This is a genomic window from Paraburkholderia sp. GAS448 (genome assembly GCF_050435685.1).
GTDB lineage: Bacteria > Pseudomonadota > Gammaproteobacteria > Burkholderiales > Burkholderiaceae > Paraburkholderia.
In genome coordinates this window covers 169,433-184,052 of sequence record NZ_JBNDKT010000008.1, presented here as the reverse complement: position 1 = coordinate 184,052, position 14,620 = coordinate 169,433, and the positions used below count along the sequence as shown (strand labels likewise).

The following is a 14,620-nucleotide window of genomic DNA, read 5'->3' as shown; positions in this document are numbered from 1 at the left end:
CGCGCCGCACAAGCTTACCCGTTGCGCACCATGCGGCGAAACCAATACTGTGAAATCGAACGACTACTGGGTCGTGCCCGAACCTGCGCCGACACCCATCGACTGCGCCCGCTGCGCAGCAACGATACGCCCTGCACGTTGCGCGTTGCACGGATAGTTGATCCAGTCGGTCGGATCGTAGCCTGCCGCACGCCACGCGGCGAGATCGGCGCGGACTTCAGCGCGTGTTTTCGGCGCGGAAGGATCGTAGGACTGCGTTGGCTGGGCAAAGACTGACGGCGCAAGCAGCGCACCGAGCAGTGCGCCCGCAGCGAGGCGTGATAGGAGGTTCATGGCGGCAGGGGAAAATCTATCGGTGGTAACACCTACATTCTAGGTCTCGATCAGGCAATAAGTAAGGTTGAAAGTAACAATTCTGAGTTGCGCCGCCAGATACAGATGAGCGGGTTCATCGCCGTCGTCTGCGGTCGCCGTCCAACAGGAGGACATACAGGACGTCATGCGTTCGACGGCTTCCCGATCCGGTCGAGCACGGCGCTGAGCAGGTCGATCGGCAGCGGGAAAACGATCGTCGAATTCTTGTCGGCCGCGATGGTGGTGAGCGTCTGCAGATAGCGCAACTGCATGGCCTGTGGCTGCCGGGCGAGCATCTGCGCGGCCTGGAGCAGGTGTGCCGATGCCTGCAGTTCGCCTTCCGCGTGAATCACCTTCGCGCGCCGTTCGCGCTCGGCTTCCGCCTGCCGCGCGATCGCCCTGATCATCGTTTCATTGATGTCGACATGCTTGATCTCGACATTCGACACCTTGATTCCCCATGCATCGGTCTGCGCGTCGAGCACTTTCTGGATGTCCGCGTTGAGTTTCTCGCGTTCGGCGAGCAGGTCGTCGAGTTCGTGCTTGCCGAGCACGGAGCGAAGTGTGGTCTGCGACAGCTGGCTGGTCGCCTCGAAGTAACGTGCGACCTGAATCACCGCGCGTTCCGGATCGACGACGCGAAAATAGATCACGGCGTTCACCTTCACGGACACGTTATCGCGCGTAATGACGTCCTGCGGCGGCACGTCGAAGACGACGGTGCGCAGATCCATCCGCACGACCTGCTGCACGATCGGGATGATCAGCACAAGGCCGGGCCCCTTGACCTTCCAGAAACGCCCCAGCATGAAGACGACGCCGCGTTCGTATTCGCGGAAGATGCGCACCGACGAAGCGATGAGGAAGATGACGAGCAGAAGCAGGATGCTGCTGAAGCCGAAGGTGAATCCGATCATGAGGGTTCTCCCTGCTGTGATTGGTTTGCTCAGACGGGAACGACGGTCAGCATGAGGCCGCGCCGTCCGGTGACGCGTACCTCGCGGCCCGCGGCGAGCGGCCCGGCGCTCGTCACGCGCCAGCGCTCTCCTCGCACACGGGCCCAACCGATTCCCGCGTCGCCGTCCTGCAGCAGCCCGTCGTCGAGCACGACACCGATGCTGCCGATCATGGCTTCCGAACCGGTCACGACCGGCCGCCGGCGCGCGCGCAGCGCGACGCCCGAGACCGTGAAGATAAAGAGCGCGCTGAACAGGGTGAGCGCGGCGATGAGCGGAAACGGGATGCCATAGCCGGGCACATCGGTATCGATCAGCATCAGCCCGCCTATCGCAAACGCCACGATGCCGCCGAAGCCGAGCGTGCCGAAGGTCGGCAGGAAGGCCTCGGCGATCAGAAACGCGATGCCGAGAAACACCAGTCCGAGACCGACGAAGTTGATCGGCAGCAGTTGCAGCGCGAAGAGCCCAACGAGCAGGCTGATCGCACCCGCCACGCCCGGCAACACAAAGCCCGGATTGGCGAACTCGAAGAAGAGTCCGTACATGCCGATCATCATCAGGATCAGGGCGACGTTCGGGTCGGTGATGACGGCGAGGAAATGGGTGCGCCAGTCCGGTTCGAGTGTGACGATGGAAGCGCCGGCCGTCGCGAGCCGCTGGTCTCCGGTGGCGGTGTTGATCGTGCGGCCGTCCACCTGGCGCAAAAGGTCAGGGACGTCGCGCGCGATCAGGTCGACCACGTGCTGGTTGAGCGCTTCAGAGGCGGACAGGCTGACGGCTTCACGGACCGCCTTTTCCGCCCAGTCCTGATTGCGGCCGTGCAGTTGCGCGAGTCCGCGGATGTAAGCGGCGGCGTCATGAACCTGCTTGCGGATTTCGGTTGACTGCGCATCGAGTGCAGGCGATGCAGACGCCGCGTCGGCGCCCGATGCCGCCTTGCCTGCCTCGCCAGGCTTGCCGCCAGGGGGCGAAGGTGGCGACAGCGGCGATTCCGGTTGTTGCGGTGCAGCGCCGCCCATGCCGACCTGAATGGGTGTCGCGGCGCCAAGGTTGGTGCCGGGCGCCATTGCGGCAATGTGGCTGGCATAAACGATATAGGTGCCGGCGCTTGCTGCCCGCGCGCCACCCGGCGCGATGAACGACGCAACCGGCACCGGCGACGACAGGATCGCCTTGATGATCTGCCGCATCGACGTATCTAGCCCGCCGGGTGTGTCGAGTTCGATGACCGCGAGTTGCGCCTGGCTTTGTGCCGCGCGCGTCAGCCCGCGGACGATGAAGTCGGCACTCGCCGGGTCGATGGCGCCGTTCACCGGGATAACCACTACAACCGCTCGAGCGGCCGCCGCATGGAGCGACGATTGCAACAGGAAGGGGGCGCTGGTGAGCGCAAGCAGAAGTCCGAGCGCGCGGGCGCCGCGCAGGAGCCGGAAGAACCGGGCCGCAACGCCGCCGCAGGTGGGTAGCCTGCGCGGACCAGACTGCCGGAACGGGAGAAACCGGTACGTTCTCATCGCGGACGACTGGCGCACCTTGTCGGTTGGCGCCAGCCTTTGAAGGACTGGCCTGATATTTATAGCTTAGTCCGCTTCCGCGCGTTGCGTGAGATCGGCCTCGGCCATCCGGTAATCGGACGGACGCATGCCCGTCCATTTGCGGAACGCGCGGTGAAACGCGCTCGGTTCCGCGAAGCCGACCGCGGCCGCGATGTCGGCGACCGTGCGCTCGGTGTCCTGCAGTTCGCCGATCGCGATGTCGCGTCGCAGGTCGTCCTTGATCGACTGATACGTGTAGCCTTCCTGCTTCAGCCGGCGCCGCATCGTCGCTTCGGCGACGTGCAGGCGTAGCGCCATGTCGTCGGCGCCGGGCCACGCAGTGATCGGCAGCGCGCGCAGCAGCTTGCGCACCCGCGCCGCGAACGAACCCGGATTGCGGTACTTCACGACAAAGCTGCCCGGCGCATCGCGCAGAAACGGCCTGACTGACTTCGTCGTCTGTATCACCGGCAGATCCAGAAAGGCCGGCGACAGGTCGACATACGACGCGTCCTGCTCGAACGCCATGTCGTCGCAGAACATCAGCCGGTATTCGTGCGCAGCAGGTGGCTCTGCACAGCGAAACCGCACCTTGAGCAACGGAATGCGGCGCCCGACGAGCCAGCACATCAACCCGTAGATCAGGATGAAATACGTCGCGTAGGCGAACATGGTCGGTGTGGCTGTGCCTTCGCGATGCGTGAATTCGAGCCGTACGTGGGTCTTGTCCGGCACCACCCGCATACCGAGATCGTCCAGCACGAGCCGCATGAAGCCGACCACGCGGAGAAGCGCATGCGCGCCTGTGCGTGCCGTGAGCGCAGCCTGTGTCATCGCGATGAAACTGCCGCTGCGCATCGGGTGCGAGTCCTGGCCAAAGAACTCATCGTCGAGCGCGCGGGCGATGTTCGCCCATAGCGCGCCGTATTGCATCGACGTCACCCGGCTTTTCGGCGACGCGAGCATCTGCGGCGCAATGCCGGCCGCTTCGAGGAGCGGCCGCACGTCGATTCCTTGCGCCCGCGCGAGCGCCAGCGTTTCTTCGACGAGGCTGACGGAGATGGTGCCTTTTTCGCTTTTCATGTGTTTGCTGAAGCCGACGCGTGGCCAGCCGGTATGGCAAATGCGCTCACCCAGATTGATCGGGCTGAGCATCGAACCCGCATGCCGGACTGCCTACACTTTTCCCAACCGGATGGATCTCAACTATCGAGCCCTCCCAGCGCGCTTACGGCGTGACGGAAGGCGACATAGTGTAGACGAGGCCACACGCGGCGCGCCATCGGCCGTCCTCCGGCATCCCATGAAGACGCAACAGGCAAGGCGGACGCGATGAACGACTTCTACACCGACGAACAACGGATGATTCGCGATGCAGCGCGCGAGTTCGCCGTCGATTGCCTCGCTCCCCATGCCGGCGAGTGGGACCGCGACGGTCGGCTGCCGGATGAGGTCGTGAAGCAGATGGGCGATCTGGGCTTTCTCGGCATGATGGTGCCGCCGGACTGGGGCGGCTCGTACACCGACTATGTGTCCTATGCGCTCGCACTTGAGGAAATCGCCGCGGGCTGTGCCTCGAGCGCCACCTTGATGAGCGTGCACAACTCGGTCGGCTGCGGCCCGATCCTGAACTTTGGCACTGACGCCCAGAAAGACCGCTATCTGCACGATCTCGCGACGGGGCGCCGCATTGGCGCGTTCTGCCTGACCGAGCCGCAGGCCGGTTCGGAGGCGAGCAACCTGCGCACACGCGCCGTCCTGTGCGATGGGCAGTGGGTCATCAACGGCAGCAAGCAGTTCGTGACGAACGGGGCGCGCGCGAGCGTCGCCATCGTGTTTGCCGTCACCGACCCGGATCGCGGCAAGCGAGGCCTGTCCGCCTTCATCGTGCCGACCGATACGCCCGGGTTCAACGTCGGCAGGCCGGAGCACAAGCTGGGCATCCGCGCGTCGGATACGTGCCCGATCTCGCTCGACGAATGCGCGGTGCCCGAAGCAAACCTGCTCGGCGAGCCGGGCGAGGGCCTTCGCATCGCGCTGTCGAACCTCGAAGGCGGGCGCATTGGCATTGCGGCGCAGGCGGTCGGTATTGCACGGGCGGCATTCGATGCGGCGCGGGCCTATGCGAACGAGCGCATCCAGTTCGGCAAGTCGCTGAAGGAGCATCAAACCATCGCCAACATGCTCGCCGACATGGCGACCCGGCTGAACGCCGCGCGTCTCCTGGTTCACCACGCCGCACGTCTGCGCAGTGAGGGCAAACCCTGCCTGTCTGAGGCTTCGCAGGCGAAGCTGTACGCATCCGAACTGGCGGAAGAAGTCTGCTCGAAGGCGATCCAGATCCACGGCGGCTACGGCTACCTGCAGGACTACGCCGTCGAGCGTCACTATCGCGATGCCCGCATTACGCAGATTTACGAAGGAACCAGCGAAGTACAACGAATGGTGATTGCGCGGCACGTTTGAGCGCAGAATAATCCGCCACATAGAGCGCATCCGCGCCGATCAGGAGACGACGATGACTGCAGCGAAGGGCTTTCTCGATGCGCGCGATCTGTTGTTGCGCCATCGAACGGACTACGACCGCGCCTATCGCGAGTTCGCATGGCCGGTGCTCGGCGAGTTCAACTGGGCGCTCGACTACTTCGATGCGATCGCCCGCGATAACGACAAGCCGGCGCTGTGGATCGTCGATGACCTTTCCGGCCGGGGCACGCAGTATTCGTACGCGCAGATGTCGGAGCGCTCGGCGCGCATGGCCAACTTCCTGCGCGGCATCGGCGTCGGACGCGGAGACCGGCTGCTGCTGATGCTGCCGAATCGCGTCGAAATGTGGGACGTGATGCTCGCGGCGATGAAGCTGGGCGCGATCGTGCTGCCTGCCACGACGCAGCTTTCTCCCGACGACGTGCGTGACCGGGTGGAGATCGGCGGCGCGCAGTTCGTGGTGGTCGACAGTGGTGAACTGGCGAAGTTCGATGCGATCGATGCGGGTGTGAAGCGCATCTCGGTCGGCACGCCACGCGAAGGCTGGACGGACCTGTCCCGGGCTTACGACGCGTCGTCGTCGTTCACGCCCGACGGCCCCACGCGAGCAACCGATCCCATGCTGCTGTATTTCACGTCGGGCACGACATCGAAGCCGAAGCTCGTCGAGCATACCCATCAAAGCTATCCGGTGGGCCATCTGTCGACGATGTACTGGATCGGCCTGCAGCCGGGAGACGTCCACTGGAACATCAGCTCGCCCGGCTGGGCGAAGCATGCGTGGAGCTGCTTCTTCGCACCGTGGAATGCACAGGCGTGCGTCTTCATCTTCAACTTCCCGCGCTTCGTGCCGAAGGAAACGCTCGACGTGCTCGTGCGCTTCAATGTCACGACGCTATGCGCGCCGCCCACCGTCTGGCGCATGCTCGTGCAGGAACCGCTGGCGTCGTATGCGGTGAAACTGCGCGAGATCGTCGGCGCGGGCGAGCCGCTCAATCCAGAGATCATCGAACGCGTACGTCATGCGTGGGGCGTGACGATCCGCGATGGCTTCGGGCAGACCGAAACCACCTGCCAGATCGGCAACTCACCGGGCCAGATTGTCGTGCCGGGGTCGATGGGCCGGCCGCTGCCGGGCTACCGGATCGAACTCGTCGATGCCGACGATCAACCCGTCAGCGAAGGCGAAATTGCGCTGCCGCTCGCGCAGCGTCCGCTCGGCCTGATGACCGGCTACGCGAACAACGAGAAGGCCACCGCAGAGGCCATGCGCAACGGTTTCTATCACACGTCGGACGTTGCGATGCGGCGTGACGACGGCTACTACGTCTACGTCGGCCGCGCCGACGACGTGTTCAAGTCGTCCGACTACCGGCTGAGCCCGTTCGAACTCGAAAGCGTGCTCATCGAACACGAAGCGATTGCCGAGGCGGCTGTCGTGCCCAGCGCGGACGCATTGCGTCTGGCGGTGCCGAAAGCGTTCGTCACCGTGCGCCACGGCTTTGAAGCAGGACCGGACCTGGCGCGCGCTGTCTTCAGCTTCTCGCGCGAAAAGCTCGCCCCGTACAAGCGCATTCGCAGGCTGCAGTTCAGCGAACTGCCCAAGACGATCTCCGGCAAGATCCGCCGCGTCGAACTGCGTCGGCGCGAACTGGAGCGCGAGGCCGAACCTGCGCGTCTGCCGGACGAGTACTGGGAAGAGGACTTTCCGGATCTGCGCTGAGCATGCCGCGCTGGACCCATGTTCTGAATCAAGCATTGACCCCACGGGCGGCGTGCTGCCGCCCATCATCTGCATTGCTGTCCGGCCGCGCCGCGGCCATGCCAAAGGAGACCCAGCATGAGCGCAATTCCTTCGACCATCGCCGACAAGGTGTCAACGGTCAAACTGCTGATTGGCGGCGAGTTCGTCGAATCGAAAACCACCGAATGGCGCGACATCGTCAATCCCGCGACCCAGGAGGTGCTGGCGCGCGTACCGTTCGCGACCGTCGACGAGGTTGATGCCGCCATCCGTTCCGCGCATGCCGCGTTCGTAACGTGGAAGACCACGCCGATCGGCGCGCGCATGCGGATCATGCTGAAGTACCAGGCGCTGATTCGCGAGCATATGCCGCGCATCGCGAAGACGCTCTCCGCCGAGCAGGGAAAAACGCTGCCCGATGCCGAAGGCGATATCTTCCGTGGCCTCGAAGTGGTCGAGCATGCATGCTCGATCGGCACCCTGCAGCAGGGCGAATTCGCGGAAAACGTGGCGGGCAGTGTCGATACGTACACGCTGCGGCAGCCGATCGGCGTCTGCGCAGGTATTACGCCGTTCAATTTCCCCGCGATGATTCCGCTGTGGATGTTCCCGATGGCCATCGTCTGCGGCAACACCTTCGTGCTGAAGCCATCCGAGCAGGATCCTCTGTCGACGATGCAGCTCGTCGAGCTGGCGATCGAAGCAGGTGTGCCGCCGGGTGTGTTGAACGTGGTCCATGGCGGCAAGGAAGTCGTCGATGCACTGTGTACGCATGAGCTTGTGAAGGCGATTTCATTTGTCGGTTCGACGGCGGTCGGCACGCATGTCTACAGGCTCGGCAGCGAGCACGGCAAACGCGTGCAGTCGATGATGGGCGCGAAAAATCACGCCGTCGTGTTGCCCGATGCGAACCGCGAGCAGACACTCAACGCGCTCGCCGGAGCCGGTTTTGGCGCGGCGGGACAGCGCTGCATGGCGACCTCGGTGGTCGTGCTGGTGGGCGCGTCGCAGCAATGGCTGCCGGATCTCGTCGAGAAGGCGAAGACGCTGAAGGTCAACGCCGGCAACGAGCCCGGAACGGACATCGGCCCGGTTGTGTCGCGTGCCGCGAAAGAGCGCATTCTCGGGCTGATCGGAGCGGGCGTGAAGGAAGGCGCGACGCTCGCGCTCGACGGCCGCGACGTCAAGGTGCGCGGCTACGAAGACGGCAACTTCATCGGCCCGACGATCTTCACCGACGTCACGACCTACATGGAAATCTATCGCACCGAGATCTTCGGCCCGGTGCTGCTGGTCCTGACCGTACCGACGCTCGACGACGCGATCGAACTCGTCAACGCGAATCCGTTTGGCAACGGCGTTGGACTGTTCACGCAAAGCGGCGCGGCGGCGCGCAAGTTCCAGAGCGATATCGACGTGGGCCAGGTCGGCATCAACATTCCGATTCCGGTGCCGGTGCCGTTCTTCAGCTTCACGGGTTCGCGCGGATCGAAGCTCGGCGATCTCGGCCCGTATGGCAAGCAGGTCGTGCAGTTCTACACGCAGACCAAGACCGTCACGGCGCGCTGGTTCGATGATGCGACCGTGAACGACGGCGTCAACACGACGATCAGCCTGCGCTAACCTCTCCCACCCGCGGATGTATGGAGACGACATCATGAAAATCGGTTTCATCGGACTCGGCAACATGGGCGCACCGATGGCGCTCAACCTGCTGAAGGCGGGCCACACGGTCAACGTGTTCGACCTGAACGCGCAGGCGGTGCAGACGCTGGTCGATGCGGGCGCGAGAGCATCGGGTTCGGCGAAAGCAGCGGTGACGGACGTCGAATGCGTGATCACGATGCTGCCGGCCGCGGCCCACGTGAAGAGCGTGCTCACCGCCGAAGACGGCGTGCTGGCCGGCATTCCGAAAGGCGTGACGATCATCGATTCGAGCACGATCGACCCGGCGACCGTCAAGGCGTGCGCGGAGCTGGCAACAAAGCATGGCAACCCGTTTGTCGATGCACCTGTTTCGGGCGGCACGGGCGGCGCGGCGGCGGGCACGTTGACGTTCATGGTCGGCGGCAGTGTTGCTGCATTCGAGCAGGTCAGGCCGGTGCTGTCGGCGATGGGGAAGAACATTGTCCGTTGCGGCGACACCGGCACGGGACAGGTTGCGAAGATCTGCAACAACCTCGTGCTGGGCATCACGATGGCGGGCGTGGCGGAAGCGATGTCGCTGGGCGAGGCGCTCGGCATCGATCCGAAAGTGCTCGGAGGAATCATCAACACATCGACCGGACGTTGCTGGAGTTCGGATACGTACAACCCGTTTCCGGGTGTCATCGAAACCGCGCCTTCGTCGCGCGGCTATACCGGCGGCTTCGGCACGGACCTGATGCTCAAAGACCTCGGCCTTGCCACCGATGCGGCGAAAGCCGCGCGTCAGCCGGTGTTTCTCGGCGCACTCGCCCAGCAGCTGTACCAAACGATGAGCGTCAAGGGCGCGGGCAAGCTGGATTTTTCGGCGGTGATCAAGCTATACCGTCCGGACGGAGACGCGTGATGTTCGATCTCGACTATCAACACGATGGCGCGGTCGCGCTGCTGACGCTCAAACGTCCGCCCGCGAATGCGTTCACGCCGGACGGGTTGCTCAAGTTGCAGAAGACGGTCGAGCGTCTCAACGGCGAGCCGCGCGTGCGCGCGCTCGTGATCACCGGCGACGGTCCGAAATTCTTCAGCGCCGGTGCGGACCTTAAGACGTTCGCCGATGGCAACCGCGAAGTCGCCCGGGTGGCGGCCGCCCGCTTCGGCGCCGCGTTCGAAGCGCTGCAGAATGCGCGCTTTGTCGTGATTGCGGCGATCAACGGTTACGCGATGGGCGGCGGGCTCGAATGCGCGCTGGCGTGCGATATCCGCATCGCAGAGCAACATGCGCTTCTCGCGTTGCCGGAAACCGCAGTCGGATTGCTGCCCTGCGGCTGCGGCACGCAGACCTTGCCCTGGCTTGTCGGCGAGGGCTGGGCGAAGCGGATGATCCTCACCGGCGAGCGCGTCGATGCGCAGACGGCGTTGCGCATCGGTCTCGTCGAAGAAGTGGTCGAGACGGGCGCGGCACGCGAAGCCGCGCTGGCAATGGCCACGCGCGTCACGACGCTGAGTCCGCAGGCCGTGACCTTCAGCAAGTCGCTGATCCATCAGGCGCGCAATGGCGTGTCGCGTTCGGCGGCGCTTGCGGTTGAGCGCGAATGCTTCGTCAATCTGTTCGACGGTGCCGACCAGCGGGAGGGCGTCAATGCGTTCCTCGAAAAGCGGGCGCCGCGCTGGCAGCCGGGTTTGCAGATTCAGCAGGAGGGGCAGCGATGAATGCAGCGATGAACGCCGCGCAAAAAATGCGCGCCCCGGAAACCGTGCAGCCTGTCGAGGCCGAACCGGTAGTTCTCTATCGTGTCGTCAACCGCGTCGCAATCATGACGCTGAACCGGCCATCGGCGCTGAATGCGCTGTCGCATGAGATGGTGCGTGAGCTGTCAGTGCTGATCGAACGTTGCCGCACGGATGACGATATCGTCGCTGTGGTGCTGCGCGGGGCGGGCGAAAAAGGCTTCTGTGCTGGCGGCGACGTGCGCGCACTGCATCGTCTGGCCCAGCTCGGCCAAAAAGAGGGCGAGCACGGCTGGCAGCAGTTTTTTATCGACGAGTACCGGCTCGACTACTTGCTGCACACGTTTCCCAAGCCGGTCGTTGCGCTGCTCGACGGCATTTCGATGGGCGGCGGCATGGGGCTCGGACAGGGTGCGCAACTGCGCATCGTCACCGAGCGTACAAAAATCGCGATGCCGGAGACGCGCATCGGCTTTCTGCCCGACGTCGGCGCGACGCGCTTTCTCAGCGCGATGCCGGTCGAGGTCGAACTGTATGTCGGGCTGACGGGCGTCACGCTGTCGGGTGCTGACGCATTGCGCTGTCAGCTGGCGGATCTCTGCGTGCCGGCGGAATGGCTCGGCACGTTCGAAGAGCGGCTGCAACGCATGCCGACTGACGGCGCGCTGTTGCCCGCCTTACGCGCCGTGTTCGAGCCGCCTTGCAACATCATTCCGCATGCGGCGCTCGGGCCGTTCACGCAATTGATCCTGCGGCACTTCGATCGACGCTCCGGTGTCGACCGGATCGTGGCGTCGCTGTATCACGATCTCGACCGCGAGCCGCCGCGCGAAGTGCGTCAATGGCTGCAATCGACCTATGACGCGCTCACGACGCATTCGCCGACGATGCTCCACGTCACCCGCGAAGCGCTGCTGCGCGGACGACAAATGACGCTTGCCGAATGCTTCCGGATGGAGCTTGGTATCGTCACGCGTGTGATCGAGGAGGGCGACTTTTGCGAGGGCGTGCGCGCGCATCTCGTCGACAAGGATCGCAAGCCACGCTGGGCGCCGGCGACGCTCGCCGAAGTGCGGCCGGAGCGGGTGCGGCATTTCCTGTCGTCGCCATGGCGGTGCGACGCGCATCCGCTCGCCGCGCTCGGCGAGGAGCGGGCCGCCGCGTGACGAGGCAGTCTGCGGCAGCGCGCTCGTGCGTCGGCGAGCCTGCTGGTTCTCAGGCTTCAGTCAGCGGCTCGCTGACCGTCAGGGGCGGCGCGCTCCGCGCTTCCTCCGCGCTGCTGACCCGGCTGATCCAGAGGAGCCCGAACAGCATCAGTACGACTGCAATCCAGCCGTTCACGCCATAGCCCGCGATGTGCCCGGCAGGCGTCATCGACAGCGTCAGTCCGCCGAGCCACGCGCCGCAACCCGTCCCGAGCGCCTGCACGGCGCTGTTGGCGCTGAGAAACGCGCCGCGCTGAGCCGGGGCCGGCACGGTCGTCAGCAACGCCTGCATCGGCACCATGCGGCCGGACATCGCCACCATGAAGAACGGGAAAAACAGCGCGATGGCGAGGAACGGCAGCATCGGCAGATGCGTGACGAATAGCATCGGCAGGGCCGACAGCAGGCCGAAAATACGGAACAGCCGGCGCCGGCCGTAGCGGTCCGAGAGCCGCCCGATTGCCCGTGACGTAAAAAACGTCGCGGCGCCGCCCGCCATATATAGCCACGAAAGCTGCTGCGGCGCGATGCCGTGATTGGCGACGAGCATCGGCGAGATGAACGGAATCACCAGCATGTGCGATGTCATCAGCACGAACGTCAGCGCAAACGCATTCATATGCCGCGGATAGGTGAGCAGCCTGCCGAGTTCGGGCAGCACTTCCCGGAGTGGCGGCTGCTGCCGGGTCAGGTGCCCGGCCACCGGCGGCACAATCCCCATGCAGCCGAGCCAGATCAGCACGGACAGCGCGACCAGCAGCACGAACGGCGCGGCCCAGCCGAAATGCGCGCCGAGCATAACGCCAGCCGGCACGCCGGCGATCGCGGCAAGCGAAAACGCTGTCATGACCGTGCCGGTCGCGGCGCCGCGCCGGGCGGGCGGGATCACGTCGCTGACAATCGCCATAATCACCGAGCCGAGCACGCCGCCCGTCAAACCCGCGAACGCACGGGCCGCGAGCAGCAGCGGAAAGCTCGTCGCGAGCGCGCAAGCCAGATTCGACAGCGCAAACAGCGCGTACACAGCAAGCAGCAGACGACGCCGGTCGAAACGGTCGATATAGGTGGCGGCCAGCAAGCCCGACAGCCCCGAGCACCACGAATACGCCGATACGGCAGTCGCAAACGCGGCCGGCGTGATCGTGAACGCATGCATGATCTGCGGACCGAGCGGCATCATCACCATGAAGTCCATGATGATGGTGAACTGCGTCAGCGCGAGCAGCCATAACAGGCGGCGCTCGCGAGAGGGATTCAGGGCGTACATCGGCGGTTTCCTGAAAGGAGTGGACGGCCGTAGCCGTCGTGTGATGGGGCGGCTGCGGGCGTCAATCGTCGATCGATTCGTGCACGGCAGCGGCGCCCCGTTTCCAGTAGCTGGCAGCGCGGATGCGTGATTTGTCGATGCCGCGTTCGGTGGTCAGGTGTTGACGGACCGCGCGGATCGTCGCCGATTCACCTGCTGCCCAGACGTAACCTTCGCCTTCGGGCAGGAAGGTCTCGCGCACCGCCTTCAGGAGTTCGTCTCCGGCGTTTGCCGTGCCGTGCTCTTCGTTCCGGTAGCACCACACCGCGTACAGATCTGCCTGCGTGTCGAACTCGATTCGCGCAGACGGGTCGCGCACTTCCATGACCGCCGCGACCCGCGTGCCGGCCGGCAGTTCTTCGAGACGCCGGCTGATGGCTGGCAGCGCGGTTTCGTCGCCGATCAGCAGATGCCAGTCGAAACCGTCCGGAATCACGAACGAGCCGCGTGGCCCGCCAATCCCGAGATACTGTCCGACTTTTGCCTGCGTAGCCCATGTCGATGCCGGTCCGACATCGTGCAGGACGAAGTCGATGACCAGTTCGCCCGCCTCGCGATCGAAGCGGCGCGGCGTGTAATCGCGTGCGACCGGGCGCTGGCCCGCGGCGAACACCGGGCCGTCTGGGCCGGCGACGGGCAGGATTGGCTTGTCCGCGCCCGGTTCGGGGAAAAAGACCTTCATGTGATCGTCGAACGAAGCGGACGTGAAGTCGCGCAGATCATCGCCAGTGAAGGTGATGCGCGCCAGATGCGGCGTCAGCGATTCGACGCGCGACACCTGCACCAGGCGGAATTTCAGCGGATGCCGGACACGGGTGACCGTCAGTCCGGCGTTGTTGTTGCTGTTGGGCATCATGTGTTCTTCTCCAGAGTAGCGGCGCGAGGCTCAGACGCTTGCGGTGCTGGTCTTGCCTTCGATCTCGGCGGTCGCGCGGGCGAGGATCGCGGCGATGCGGCGCTGTTCGTCGGCGGGCGCATCGGTGCGCAGAAGCAGCGCTCTTTTCAGCGCGCGGCGGGCGTCGATCAGTTCGGGCACCCAGCCGCCTTCGCTCACGTCGGCCGGCTCTTCGCCGGCAAAGGCGCGGCGCACCGAATCCATCTTGCGGGCAATATGGGTGAGCTTCGCGAAGATCAGGTCGACGCGCTCGCGGTTGGCGGTGAGATGTTCGCGGCCGGCTTCAGACAAGGCGTACCGCTTGCGGTTGCCCTCGACTTCGACGGTGACCTGGCCGACTTCCTCGAGGTACGTCAGCGCGGGATACACCATGCCGGGGCTGGGCGAGTAAAAGCCGTTGGAACGCGCGTCGAGCGCCCGGATCAACTCGTAGCCGTGGCTCGGCTGCTCGGCGAGCAGGGCGAGCAGCATGAGTTGGAGGTCGTCGGAGGTGAATTTGCGGCCGCGCGGAAACCCGTCGCCTTCGCCGCCAAACCCTCCCGGACCGCCGCCGAACGGGCCGCCACCAAAGGGCCCTCCACCGGAAGCGCCGCCCCCGCGACGATGGTGATGACGCCCGATGGCGTGCCAGAGGGAATGCAGCGAGAAGCGCTCGGCGAAGGCCCGGTGATTGTGCCAGTGCGAATGAGCGTGCTGATGATGATTGTGATGACGCATGGTGAGGCTCCGATTGTCTTAAAACATGTCTTAAGATATATATCTT

Annotated in this window: 13 protein-coding genes; 6 read left to right on the top strand and 7 right to left on the bottom strand. The window is 64.8% G+C overall.

Annotation, left to right across the window (positions count from 1 at the left end; genetic code table 11):
• Positions 1 to 63: 63 nt before the first annotated feature.
• The 4 genes from P3T23_RS17480 to P3T23_RS17465 form a co-directional block, all read right to left on the bottom strand.
• Positions 64 to 333 carry a DUF4148 domain-containing protein gene (locus P3T23_RS17480; RefSeq protein ID WP_429317410.1) on the bottom strand — a complete coding sequence of 90 codons (270 nt, stop codon included), beginning with the start codon at positions 331 to 333 and terminating at the stop codon, positions 64 to 66.
• A gap of 164 nt (positions 334 to 497) precedes the next feature.
• Positions 498 to 1,271 (bottom strand): slipin family protein, encoded by a 774-nt coding sequence (locus P3T23_RS17475; protein WP_429317409.1) that lies wholly within the window; start codon positions 1,269 to 1,271, stop codon positions 498 to 500.
• A gap of 29 nt (positions 1,272 to 1,300) precedes the next feature.
• Positions 1,301 to 2,827, bottom strand: coding sequence for an NfeD family protein (locus tag P3T23_RS17470; protein ID WP_429317408.1), 1,527 nt, complete (start codon positions 2,825 to 2,827; stop codon positions 1,301 to 1,303).
• 66 nt (positions 2,828 to 2,893) lie between these two features.
• Positions 2,894 to 3,931 carry an AraC family transcriptional regulator gene (locus P3T23_RS17465; protein WP_429317507.1) on the bottom strand — a complete coding sequence of 346 codons (1,038 nt, stop codon included), beginning with the start codon at positions 3,929 to 3,931 and terminating at the stop codon, positions 2,894 to 2,896.
• A gap of 249 nt (positions 3,932 to 4,180) precedes the next feature.
• Between P3T23_RS17465 and P3T23_RS17460 the strand changes: the two genes are divergently transcribed.
• The 6 genes from P3T23_RS17460 (at position 4,181) to P3T23_RS17435 (ending at position 11,617) form a co-directional block, all read left to right on the top strand.
• Entirely contained in the window at positions 4,181 to 5,314 is a 1,134-nt protein-coding gene (locus P3T23_RS17460) for an acyl-CoA dehydrogenase family protein (RefSeq protein ID WP_429317407.1), read from the top strand.
• A 52-nt stretch (positions 5,315 to 5,366) separates the two neighbouring features.
• Positions 5,367 to 7,058, top strand: coding sequence for an AMP-binding protein (locus tag P3T23_RS17455; protein ID WP_429317406.1), 1,692 nt, complete (start codon positions 5,367 to 5,369; stop codon positions 7,056 to 7,058).
• Between the two features lie 117 nt (positions 7,059 to 7,175).
• Positions 7,176 to 8,702, top strand: a complete 1,527-nt coding sequence (locus tag P3T23_RS17450) for a CoA-acylating methylmalonate-semialdehyde dehydrogenase (RefSeq protein WP_429317405.1) — start codon at positions 7,176 to 7,178, stop codon at positions 8,700 to 8,702.
• A gap of 34 nt (positions 8,703 to 8,736) precedes the next feature.
• A complete protein-coding gene (gene mmsB / locus P3T23_RS17445) occupies positions 8,737 to 9,630 on the top strand; it encodes a 3-hydroxyisobutyrate dehydrogenase (protein ID WP_429317404.1) in 894 nt (297 codons plus the stop codon).
• Positions 9,630 to 10,433 carry an enoyl-CoA hydratase gene (locus P3T23_RS17440; protein WP_429317403.1) on the top strand — a complete coding sequence of 268 codons (804 nt, stop codon included), beginning with the start codon at positions 9,630 to 9,632 and terminating at the stop codon, positions 10,431 to 10,433. Before mmsB ends, P3T23_RS17440 begins: the two co-directional genes overlap by 1 nt.
• Before the next feature lie 8 nt (positions 10,434 to 10,441).
• The gene (locus P3T23_RS17435; protein WP_429317506.1) at positions 10,442 to 11,617 is read left to right on the top strand and encodes an enoyl-CoA hydratase/isomerase family protein; all 1,176 of its coding nucleotides are present in this window, start codon (positions 10,442 to 10,444) and stop codon (positions 11,615 to 11,617) included.
• A gap of 49 nt (positions 11,618 to 11,666) precedes the next feature.
• Here the strand turns inward: P3T23_RS17435 and P3T23_RS17430 are convergent, their stop codons facing one another.
• From P3T23_RS17430 to P3T23_RS17420, 3 genes are all read right to left on the bottom strand, one after another.
• Positions 11,667 to 12,923: an MFS transporter gene (locus P3T23_RS17430; protein ID WP_429317402.1), complete on the bottom strand. Its 1,257-nt coding sequence runs from the start codon at positions 12,921 to 12,923 to the stop codon at positions 11,667 to 11,669.
• 61 nt (positions 12,924 to 12,984) lie between these two features.
• Complete coding sequence (locus tag P3T23_RS17425) at positions 12,985 to 13,815, bottom strand: siderophore-interacting protein (RefSeq protein WP_429317505.1); 831 nt, start codon at positions 13,813 to 13,815, stop codon at positions 12,985 to 12,987.
• 33 nt (positions 13,816 to 13,848) lie between these two features.
• A complete protein-coding gene (locus P3T23_RS17420) occupies positions 13,849 to 14,574 on the bottom strand; it encodes a PadR family transcriptional regulator (protein WP_429317401.1) in 726 nt (241 codons plus the stop codon).
• Between the last annotated feature and the right edge of the window lie 46 nt (positions 14,575 to 14,620).